Raw genomic sequence first — 10,044 nt, 5'->3', positions numbered from 1 at the left:
GGCGTGATGAGTACTTCGCCGCGCTGGAAATAGCGTTGGTCCAGCAGCTGCAGAGCTTCGTTGATCAACGCATCTTCGTGGGCGCGCTGGGTCAGGGCGGGGTCGAGGGGCTCGACCAGGGTCAAGGGCGTGTTCATGAGCAGAGCCTCGTGTGCAGAAGCGCTCCGGGAGGAGGCCTCCGGTGTGTGGGATCAGGCGGTCACAGGCGGGTGAAACGATGACGGGTGCCGTGCAACGGGGAATGGCAGGCTTCGCAGGGGCGAGTGGAGAAGGGGTCGATGCCGACGCCGGTGTGCGGATCGAAATCGGCGCTGAGCGGCATTAGCGCCTGCAGCTCGATACGCATCTGCGCAATTCGCTGGTCGACTTCGACCTCGCTGTAGTACAGCGACAGCGCGCTAAAGTCGTCGTAGGCCACGGCATGCAGGCAATCCTCACAGAGCCAGTAACTCTCCATGGCAACCTCCGGGGATAAGAAAAGGCGCTCATGCGAGCGCCTCTGTGGTGGAGCATCCGTCTCAGGCAGGCTGCGTGGCCTGGTCCTGAGCCTGATCGGCACTGTGTGAAGGATTCGGCGCATGCTCTTCTGCCGCTTCGGACGGCAGTTCTGCCGAGGAAGCATCCTGCCGATCTGGCGCTTTGTAGGTGAGCTGACCGTTGACCTTGATCCACTCGATGAAGATCAGCCGACCTTTGAGGCTGGCACCGGGTTGGCCTTTGCGCTCACCTTTCTCGTAGGTGAAGGCGTCGACCCAAAGGTCGCCAATGCGAAACGCGATCAGCACCTTGCGTTCGGCACGGACATCCTCGAGGTGTTCGCGGATCAGCCGTTCGGCTTCACCGCCAGCGACCTTGCAGTCGAAGCGGGTGTACTCGACGTCATCCGACGCACCGTGCAAGGCGGCAATGTCGCAGGCCATAAAGGGCTGGCCTCGCCGCACTGGCACCTCACGCACGCGGTTCAAGTAACCAATGCCTTGGGTGTGCAGGTTGAAGTAGGTACTGGGGGCAGCAGTGTTTGCCGTGGTCATGGTGAATCTCCTGTTTGCGAGAAACGCGGATATTCACCGGCCCTGGCGGGGGTGAGTCCGCAAGGGAAGGTCAGGTGCAACAGCAGTGGTGTAAGAGCGCTCATCATCGCGGGGAGCGATAACCGTGCGAGCCGCCGAACGCTAGTCGCACTTTGGGAGGAACCACTCTGGAGAGAGCGTAGCCTTGCAGGTTCCGGCTACCTGGTGCTGTCAACGACAGCGCGGTGCAGTTCATCTATAGAACGGTGCGCAGCGCTCGTCAACAGCGGTTTTGACTGGGTTCAGAGGTGTGGACATGAGTGGAGCGCAGTGGACACAAACGCGTAAAAAAATAGCCCAACGGTCGTCGGGCTAGGAACAGAGAGGCCACCCTTGATCCGGCCCATTGACAGCGAAGTCATCGCTTCACTTCAGCTGTCGCGTCACCCTGATCAACCGACCCTTGTCGTGGCCTGGGTCGGGATAACTGGCACGCATCCGCGCACAAACGGCGCCCGTTTTTTCGCCGGCGGGCACCGGCACTGAGCATCGTCGCCGAGGCGGATGACCCCTGCAGCCTGCAGCAGGTCGCACGGGTCATCCGTCTCGAGAACCTTGGACATCTGGAACAGCGATACAGCGCGGTGAAAGAGGCTCCGAACTCAACGAGTCTGGCCGAGCTGCCCGGAGCGAATCGGCCTGGGGTCGCCAAACGGCGAGGGGCCTGTTCACTACATCAGGGACGGCCCCCAGCGTCAAGCAGTCAGGAACGCTTCGGTTTGGCGGGCGCCGCGCTGGCCTTCAACGGCTTGGTACCCTTGCAGTCGGGGTAGCGCACACAGGACCAGAAGTTGCCGGTGCGGCCTTTGCGCTGGCGCATGGGGCTTCGGCACACGGGGCAGGCTGGACCTTTCGAACGGGGTAGCTGCAGGTCCAACGAGGCCTGGCTGCGCACCACCTGGGTGAGCCAGGCCGATTGCTTGGCGAGAAACGCCTCGACACTCAGCTGACCGGTCTCGATCCGTGCCAGCGCCTGTTCCCATACCGCAGTCATCACCGGATCAGCCACCTCACGCGGAACGGCCTCGATCAACGTGTGGGCGGCCGCAGAGGCCGCTAGGCTGCGCTTTTTCTTGGTCAAGTAGCCGTGATCGATCAGGCCCTGGATGATCGCGGCGCGGGTGGCCTCGGTGCCGATGCCAATGCTGTCTTTCAACGTTTGCTTGAGGCGCACGTCGGCCACCTGGTTGGCGATGGTTTTCATCGCCTTGACCAGTGTGCCCTCGGTGTAGGGTTTGGGCGGCTGGGTGCGCTGCGTGTTGACCTTGGCGTCTCGCACACCAACCGACGCACCTTCCTGCAAGGTGGGGAGCCGCTGCGTTTGCTCGGTCGGTTCGCTGGCGTCGGCTTCGTCGATCACGGCCTTCCAGCCACGTACCTGGATCTGCTTGCCGCGGGCCAGCAACTGATCGGCCTGGCTGCGCAACTGCACCTGGGTCTTCAGGTATTCGTGTTGAGGCAGAAACTGCGCCAGGTAGCGGGCGCGGATCAGGGTGTACACGGCGCGCTCGCGCTCGGACAACTGATCCAGGGGGATCACCACGGCGGTGGGGATGATGCCGTGGTGGGCGGTGACCTTGCTGCTGTTCCAGGCGCGGGACCGCCGTGTCGGATCGAGTTCCTTGAAGCGCTGGCCAAGCATCGGGTCGGCTGCGGCCAAGGCCTTTAGTACACGCGGTACCTCGTCCAGCATGCTCTCGGGTAGGTAGCCACAATCGCTGCGAGGGTAGGTGGTGACTTTGTGGGTTTCGTACAGTGCCTGCGCCACACTGAGGGTTTCCTGCGCGCCCAGGCCGAGTTTGGCCGAACAGACCTCCTGCAGCGTGCCCAGGTCGAACGGCAAGGGCGGCCCCTCCGTCACGCGTTCAACGTCGACCCGCTCGACGTGTGCTGAACGCGCAGCTGCCAGGCGCCGGGCAGCCCGCTCGGCCGCCACCTGATCAACGCAGCGACCGGTATCATCGCAGTGTGCAGCAGGTGGCTGCCAGCGTGCCTCAAACTCAGCCCCGTCATCCCGCAGCACAACGTCCATGGTCCAGAACGGCCGGGCGACAAAGCTGGCGATGGCGCGGTCACGTTCAACCACCAGGCGCAGGGTCGGTGTCTGTACACGGCCCACGGGCAGTGTACCGTCGAAGCCGGCGCGGCGACCGAGCAGGGTGAACAATCGACTTAGGTTGATGCCAACCAGCCAATCGGCCCGTGACCGGGCGAGGGCACCGTGGTACAGCGGCAGGGTTTGCTCACCCGGCCGCAACGCCGCCAGGGCCCGGCGGATCGAGGCGTCGTCGAGGGCGGACAGCCACAGGCGCAGTATCGGCCCCTGATACTGGCAGCGTTCGAGGATCTCCCGGGCAATCATCTCGCCCTCGCGGTCGGCATCGGTGGCAATCACCACCTCGGTGCAGTTCTGCAGCAGCCGGCTGATCGCCTTCAGCTGCGCCGCCACCTTGGGCTTCGCCACCAGTTGCCAGTGCTGCGGGATGATCGGCAGGTGCTCCAATGACCAGCGCTTGAACTGTTGACCATAGGTTTCTGGCGGCGCGGTCTCCAGCAAGTGCCCCACGCACCAGGTTACGGTCACCCCCGTGCCCTGCAGGCAGCCATCGCCGTGACGATGGGCCTGCAGCACGCGAGCGATATCGCGGGCTTGGGACGGTTTTTCGCAAATGTAGAGGCGCATGACGTGGCCCTCTCGGTCAGGTACCGACAGGGTGGTCGCGTGACAGGGGAGCGCTAGGGAAAAGCTGAACTGGTCGAGATCATATCGATGTAACCACCAGCGGCGAGCGACTTACCGTTGCGAGAGGTGCGCGGTCACGGTCTGCAGAAGGTCCAAGGCAAATTGCTTGTCCGTCTCGCCAAGGTCCTTGATCAGTGGGGCAATCTTTTGCCCCTGGTCCTGTGGCCGAGGACTGATGGCCAGCAGCAATTCATCGGCCGGACATCCATACATATCCGCCAACTGCAGCAGCTTGGGCACGGTCAGCTCGACCTTGCCACGCTCCATGCGCGACACCGCTTCGGTACCGATCTCGAGGCGCTCACCGACTTGCGCCTGGGTAAAGCCCTGGGCACGGCGGTACTTGGCCAACTGGCGGCCGATGTGTTGTGGGCTAGGCTCTTTGACTGGCAACGGGGCGGCTCTCCAATTCAACCCGTTTGGTTGACCAGCCACCCGAAGATATGAACGCCCTGAACGGTTGACTATCGACCTATCAGGGCGTATCACCCAATGAGAGTACGGTGACCTGACCGTCACACGGAGATAGCGGATTGGACGAACGTGAGCAGCATGAAGCGGATGCGTTAGCGATCAAGGCCTGCGAGTTGTTCATGGCTACCCATCAGGAACCGGACGATCAGGCGGCGAGGGCCAGGTTGATCGCGTGGGTCAAGGAAGCGCCCGCGCACTGGCGGGCGTTCCTTGCCCTGGACCAGTACCTGGCGGAGGTCAAAGGGTTGATCGAGGGGGACGACCTGCATGGCGTCGCCCGCCGCGTGGGGCCCCGCGACTGAGCAGTATCGCGCTGAAGGGCACGGTTCCACTGACGTCCACCCGCTCAGGTCGACTTGCGGGTGGTTTTCTTGCCGGCCGGCTTGCGGCTGCTGCCCCCACTGTCACTGGCCTTTTCGCGCATGGATACGCCGGCCAGACGATGCGGCAGGATGCCGATGTGCCGCGCCTCAACCTTGAATGTCACCCGGGCATTGTCCTCGCTGTCTTCCCACTCATCCTTGACCGTTCGGCCCATGACCAGGACGCGCATACCTTTCTGGTACAAGGTGCTCCAGTGTTCGGCATCGCGGTGCCAGAGCTCGACCGGCGCCCAATAGCCGCCGCGATCTTCATAGCCGCCCTCGCGCGGTACCGGATTGTCGAAATAGACATTCAACCGCAGCAGCCGCTTTGGCTCGTCCGGGTTGTTGTTGAACTCCTGAAACTCAGGGGGACTGCCGATATTGCCTTCGCCAACAAAGAACGTGCTCATGGGTGTTTCTCCTCGGTGGTGGTATCGAAAAGGACGTCATCGGCATACGCGAGCTTGAGGGCGCCCATGAGGACCTGGCGATAGAGCGAGTTCAGGCTGCTCATCTGCAGGTTGAGGACGATCCGGTTGGCCTCCAGCTGGTACAGCGCCTGGCGCAACTCCGGCTGCAGCAACGGATGCGCCATCACCTGCTCCCAGACCTCCACGCCCATGCGCTTGAAGTCCGGGCTGCGCCAGCGGAGGAAGCATGCGCCCTGGGAGCTGTGCTGGACACTCAGTCGCAACTCGAGTAACGAGAAGGGTGGCTGCGCCATGATCGCCAGCATCGCGGCCATCAGCGTCTCGAGTTCGCCGCGCAGCTGTTTGATTGTCTCGGCGTACTGGAACAGCTCCCCCTTACCCTTAAAAGGCTTTAAAAGGCCTTTTAGAGAGGCACTGTGTTCAAACTCGCGATAGGCCTCGGATGACAGGCAATGGGCGATCGCTTCGGCCAGGGTCATGCTGCACCGCCTTCGGCGGGGGCGCCGGGCGAAGGTTCCACGTCGTCATCAAGTTGATCGGTCTCAGCGGGCAGTGCGGGCTTGGCGGCGCGCACGATGGGCGGCGCAAATTGCGAGCGTCGCGTACCTTCGAGAATGTCCTGAGGTGGGGTGCCGAACTTGTCGATGGCCTCGCGGGCGCGGGCGTTGTTGGCGGCCATGTCATCCCGGCTGACCCCGGCCAGTCGATACTGCTGCGCCATGCTGAACAGACTGCGCAGCAGGTGGGCGCCACGATCGATCCAGTGTTCCATGTCGACCCGGCCGATCAGCGCGGTGTGGTGGGCGAGCAGCACGCGACGCACCAGGCTGTCGTAGTCGGTCAGCAGGTAGACGGCGAGAAACCCCAGCTGGCTGCCGATGAACAAGGGCAGGGTGACAGGGTGGATGTTCAGGTTGTCGCCAACGCTGACCTGGGTGGGTAAATCCCGTTCGACCAGTTTGACTTGCTCGGTCAATGTCAGCAGCTCGGCCTTGGCCTGCAGTACCTTGTCTTCGAGTTGCAGCATGAACCAGTCGGCGAAGGGGTCGTCCTGACTGCTCGCCTGCTTGAGCAGGTTGGTCACGCTGATGTAGCCCGCCATACCCATGATGCCGAACACGCCTTCGCGTGCGGCACGGCCTTGCCACAGTCGTGCTGCGTGATGCGTGTGCAGGGTGAGGGTGATGCTGCTGCGCAGTGAACCCAGGTTGAGCTGGTAGTGGTCGACCATTGCCAGATCCTCGCCGTCGGAATGACGCCGACGATCTGCGCTCTCGGGCAACCTGGCAGTGATCAATGTGAACGCGATGGGCTCACATTGCCCCTACTCTCGAAGGTCCTCACATTGATGCCACTGTGATCAAATCCGCTGAGTGCCAACGCAGCTAACTATTTCATCTTGGCATTGGTCAAAGCTGCGACCTTACACCCATCACGCAGATCACACTCCTCGAGCGATTGTGTCTGGCTAGAAGACGTCACTGGAGTGATGCCACTGTGATCAAATCCATTGCGGTCCGCTGAACGTTGGAGACCTGGAAGACTCAGCGCGCTGTTACGTTGCCCCGCTCACGACACCGCAGCGAAGCTTGAGCTGCTCTAGGTACGCCTTGGCCAGCGGCGAGGCCACCCGGCTTCCGGACTCCCGTGAGCGCTCATCAGCTGGCTCTGGCGGGCGAATGCGCTTGCGCGGTGCTAGCGGGGCATCGCTACGGGCGGCCCACAGGGTGAAGTCCCCTTGGCACGCCCGCTTGATCAGCCCCAACAGATATGCAATCGGCTTGCGAATGTCGCCGCGGCTGCAGCGAACGGCTGCTTCATTGATCACCGCTTGTCGCTGTTCGGGCTCGAGCTGGCGCAGCGCCTGGACTGCCCGGCGCTGTTCAGTCGGGCTCAACTGCAGACCCTCTGGCCAAGCGGCGCTGCCACTGGCCGAGGCGGGCGGTACTGTACTTTTTTTGCTTTGTTTTTGTACGGTACGGTCGTGCGCTGGAATCCGAACGGCAGCCGGAGCCGGGACATTCGCGCTGGGTTCGGAATCGGTCGAGGACGCTGTGGCAAACCGAACGCTGTACGCCTCGCCTCGTTCGGAATGCTCGGCATGGCTGTCGTCCTGCAGCGGCAAGGCCTGTTGAGCGCCTGATGCGGGGAGCGAAGCCATCATGGCCAAGGCCTCGTCAGTCACCTCTGGATCCGCCCGTAGCTCCTGGAGGAGGTGTTGAGCGAGATCGCGCACGCCTTTGGTGGCATGGGACAGGTTTTGGCAGATCAGGGGCAGGTAACCGGCATCTTGGTCGATGGCTTGTGCGGGTGACAGCGGCGCGTCGTGCAGTACGTAGACACAGCCGCGCAGGCAACCCTGCGAATCGCGATATCGTTCGCTCAGGCTGAGCCAGCGGGTAGCGCGCAGCACGTTCAGCGCGCGGGCGATGGTCTCGCGTGAAGCCTGCGCACCACAGGGGCTGGTCGCCAGGTACGGCTGAAGGTCCTGATACCGTGGGGTACGCATTTGCCGTTCGGTGATCAACCAGCGCAGCACCAACCAGAGATTGCGCTCCACGGGTGTGAGCCGGCGATCCTGCAGCAATCCCCGCGGTAACGGATCGTGGCTGCCGTAGTACACGAAGCATGGCCCCTCAGCCAGCGCACGGGCGGCCCTGGCTTGTTCGGCCTGCTCCAGACAACGCTTGAGCGTGACCATGCTCTGGCGCACCACATCAGCCCAGTCCACGGTGTAGAAGTTCAGCATGGGATACCTCCGTATAGCTCGATCTGCTGCCAAATCAGGGTCAGGCTGATCTGTTGTTCCTCGGCCAGCATCATCATCGCGTCCAGCGGCTCGCTGTCCGGATCTTCAGCTCGCAACTGGCGCCAACGGTTCCACACGGCATGTTCCTGGGCTTCGCTGAGCTGGACAGGGCGGCCGCGATGGGTCTCGATCTTCAGGATTCGCCGACGCAACGCCGTGTCGGAGTGGTCGAGGCCGAAGCAGCGGTACATGATGTTCGAGCTCGCCCCAAGCTTGAGGGCACGGTTGATCAGCCGCTCGTTCAGTTCGTCGCGTTCGGCCTGGGCGATCAGGCGACGCAGCACCGTGGTGTCGACCTTGATCTCGACCCAGGCGATCGTGGTATGCGCCAGGTGGGACAAGGTGGTGGGCGGCAGCGACTGGAGCACCTCGATGTCCTCGTCGCCGAGGCCCAAGGCCTTGCACCGTTGCAGCCGGCCATGGCGCAGCTCATGCAGGACCTGGTTCAACATGGCGTGGTTCAGCAAATTGAACGACGTGCTCATGCGGCACCTCCGGGGGTCAGCGGGTGGACGACAGCGTGAGTTCGATCAGGCGTCGAGAGAGCCGGATAAGTGAAAACAGTTGCGCCAATTGAGGATCGGGGAGCCGCTCAATCCCGATCGCGAGCGGTGGGCGCTCGATCAGTGGCAGGTCGTAGGCACCCAGCAGCAGTTGGCCGAACAGCGCTGCCGGAAGTTGCTGCCGTTGCTCCCAAGCAACGTCATCCTGCACGCGCAACAGTGCGCCCAACAGCAGCTGAATCCCGGTGCGGTGGGGTGTCGAAGGCGTTGCTGTATCGGGCGCCAACGAGAAACCCAGGCCTTCTTCCGTGGCGCAGACCATGTGTGGTGCATTGGCGTAGCCAGCCAGTTCGCTGGCCAGCTGCGCGCAGGCTTGGCGCAGTTGCACCAGGTCTTCCAGAGCCGGCGGTATCGGCCAGATGGTGTCCAGTGAGTCGGGCAAGCACTGAAGCCCAGCATTGCCGAGATTGGCAGGCCGAGCGGGCGGTGGCGGAGTTGGACTATATACCTGTTCTCGGGCGGCGGCGGGAGGCTTCGTCTGGTCTGCCTGTTCGGGTTGTCTGTCAGCGGGTTGCAGAGGGCAGGCCGGTTCCGGTGAGTGGAGCCCCGTGGGAGATTCAGGCTCACTGCCGGAAGTAGCATCGGTGTCTTGGCCCACGCTCAGCGGGGGAGACAGGGACATGCCGGACGTAAGTGGCTGACGTGATGGTTGGCCACTATCCTGGATCAGCTCCAACGCCAGCAGGCGTGGTGACTGGTCCAAGGATTTCGCCATCTGTGCGAGCAGTTCGTCCTGCAGCTCGGCGGTGTCCAGCTCGGCGGTTGTGCAGTCGAACGTGGACAGCACCTCCAACCATAGCGCGGTGAAATCCAACTGTGTCGCAACGTATCGATTCCACACCGATTCGGCACGTCGACGCAGGCTAAGGGTTCGCTCGATCGAAGGTCTGCCTAAGCCGGCGTACAAGGTCTGCGGGATAGCCGGCAGCAGGTGCTCCAGCGTGTCCAGCATCCGGCTGATGTGCGATTGCGAGATCGGGTAGCCGCCGGCGGATAGTTGCGCCGCCAGTTCGCGTTGACTCAGGCTACTGCCGTCTATCAGCAGCATGTCGCGGAACTTGGCCACGGCCAGTGCACGCTCGATGAAGGTGAGTTGGCCGTGCAGGTCACTTTCGGCCAGATGGCCCAGCAGCGTATGCAGTTCCGACTGCCAGGGGCGAAACAAGCAGTGGATGCGGAAGAAGCGGTCCTCGCGGGTTTCCTGCCACAGCTCACCGAGGATACTCAGGCGGGTGTTGCCACCGTTGCGGATGATGAACTGCGGCTCACCGGGTCTGCGTGTGATGGACGGGGGCTGATCCAGGCCGCGGTCGCGGATGGAGGCCTTCAATTCCTCGTATAACGGGTTACGGATGAAGCGCGGGTTGTGCTCGTAGGGCCGCAGTTGCTCCAGGGTCACGACCATCGGTGTATCGCAGTCGGGATCGGTGGGCGGCAGCTGTGTTACCCGCTGTGGGAAGTGCCCGTGCTGGAGCTGGCGCGTGATGTCTTCGGAGGTTGGCGGTTTCATGAACTTGCCCTTGATCTGTCAATGCAGACGGACTGCCCAGGCCTTTCCGATCGGCCGCGTGAGTGAGGCAGCGAGGGAT

At 62.9% G+C, this 10,044-nt stretch carries 11 protein-coding genes; 1 reads left to right on the top strand and 10 read right to left on the bottom strand.

Annotated elements, in window-relative coordinates; translation table 11 throughout:
* Positions 1-199 precede the first annotated feature (199 nt).
* The 4 genes from E8E78_RS00825 to E8E78_RS00810 all read right to left on the bottom strand — a co-directional run bounded on the left by E8E78_RS00825 (position 200) and on the right by E8E78_RS00810 (position 4,206).
* The gene (locus tag E8E78_RS00825; RefSeq protein WP_280337077.1) at positions 200-457 is read right to left on the bottom strand and encodes a hypothetical protein; all 258 of its coding nucleotides are present in this window, start codon (positions 455-457) and stop codon (positions 200-202) included.
* A 61-nt stretch (positions 458-518) separates the two neighbouring features.
* Positions 519-1,031 (bottom strand): STY4534 family ICE replication protein, encoded by a 513-nt coding sequence (locus tag E8E78_RS00820; RefSeq protein ID WP_280337076.1) that lies wholly within the window; start codon positions 1,029-1,031, stop codon positions 519-521.
* Between the two features lie 742 nt (positions 1,032-1,773).
* Complete coding sequence (locus E8E78_RS00815; RefSeq protein WP_280337075.1) at positions 1,774-3,753, bottom strand: DNA topoisomerase III; 1,980 nt, start codon at positions 3,751-3,753, stop codon at positions 1,774-1,776.
* Positions 3,754-3,864: 111 nt separating this feature from the next.
* Complete coding sequence (locus E8E78_RS00810) at positions 3,865-4,206, bottom strand: helix-turn-helix transcriptional regulator (protein ID WP_179027766.1); 342 nt, start codon at positions 4,204-4,206, stop codon at positions 3,865-3,867.
* 200 nt (positions 4,207-4,406) lie between these two features.
* Here E8E78_RS00810 and E8E78_RS00805 point away from each other — a divergent pair, with 200 nt between their 5' ends.
* Positions 4,407-4,589: a hypothetical protein gene (locus tag E8E78_RS00805; RefSeq protein ID WP_179027871.1), complete on the top strand. Its 183-nt coding sequence runs from the start codon at positions 4,407-4,409 to the stop codon at positions 4,587-4,589.
* A 44-nt stretch (positions 4,590-4,633) separates the two neighbouring features.
* Here E8E78_RS00805 and E8E78_RS00800 read toward each other — a convergent pair whose 3' ends face one another.
* The 6 genes from E8E78_RS00800 to E8E78_RS00775 form a co-directional block, all read right to left on the bottom strand.
* Positions 4,634-5,062 (bottom strand): single-stranded DNA-binding protein, encoded by a 429-nt coding sequence (locus E8E78_RS00800; protein WP_179027765.1) that lies wholly within the window; start codon positions 5,060-5,062, stop codon positions 4,634-4,636.
* On the bottom strand, positions 5,059-5,562 hold the full coding sequence (locus E8E78_RS00795; protein WP_179027764.1) for a DUF3158 family protein: 504 nt from the start codon (positions 5,560-5,562) through the stop codon (positions 5,059-5,061). Before E8E78_RS00795 ends, E8E78_RS00800 begins: the two co-directional genes overlap by 4 nt.
* Entirely contained in the window at positions 5,559-6,314 is a 756-nt protein-coding gene (locus E8E78_RS00790) for a PFL_4669 family integrating conjugative element protein (RefSeq protein ID WP_179027763.1), read from the bottom strand. Before E8E78_RS00790 ends, E8E78_RS00795 begins: the two co-directional genes overlap by 4 nt.
* Positions 6,315-6,638: 324 nt before the next feature.
* On the bottom strand, positions 6,639-7,832 hold the full coding sequence (locus tag E8E78_RS00785) for an STY4528 family pathogenicity island replication protein (protein ID WP_063423920.1): 1,194 nt from the start codon (positions 7,830-7,832) through the stop codon (positions 6,639-6,641).
* Positions 7,826-8,377 (bottom strand): DUF2857 domain-containing protein, encoded by a 552-nt coding sequence (locus E8E78_RS00780; RefSeq protein ID WP_280337074.1) that lies wholly within the window; start codon positions 8,375-8,377, stop codon positions 7,826-7,828. Before E8E78_RS00780 ends, E8E78_RS00785 begins: the two co-directional genes overlap by 7 nt.
* 16 nt (positions 8,378-8,393) lie before the next feature.
* Positions 8,394-9,965: a ParB family protein gene (locus tag E8E78_RS00775; RefSeq protein ID WP_280311639.1), complete on the bottom strand. Its 1,572-nt coding sequence runs from the start codon at positions 9,963-9,965 to the stop codon at positions 8,394-8,396.
* Positions 9,966-10,044 lie beyond the last annotated feature (79 nt).

Source organism: Pseudomonas sp. BN505 (assembly GCF_029873175.1).
GTDB lineage: Bacteria > Pseudomonadota > Gammaproteobacteria > Pseudomonadales > Pseudomonadaceae > Aquipseudomonas > Aquipseudomonas putida.
The sequence above is the reverse complement of the archived record's forward strand: the minus strand, read 5'-3'. Positions and strand labels throughout refer to the sequence as shown.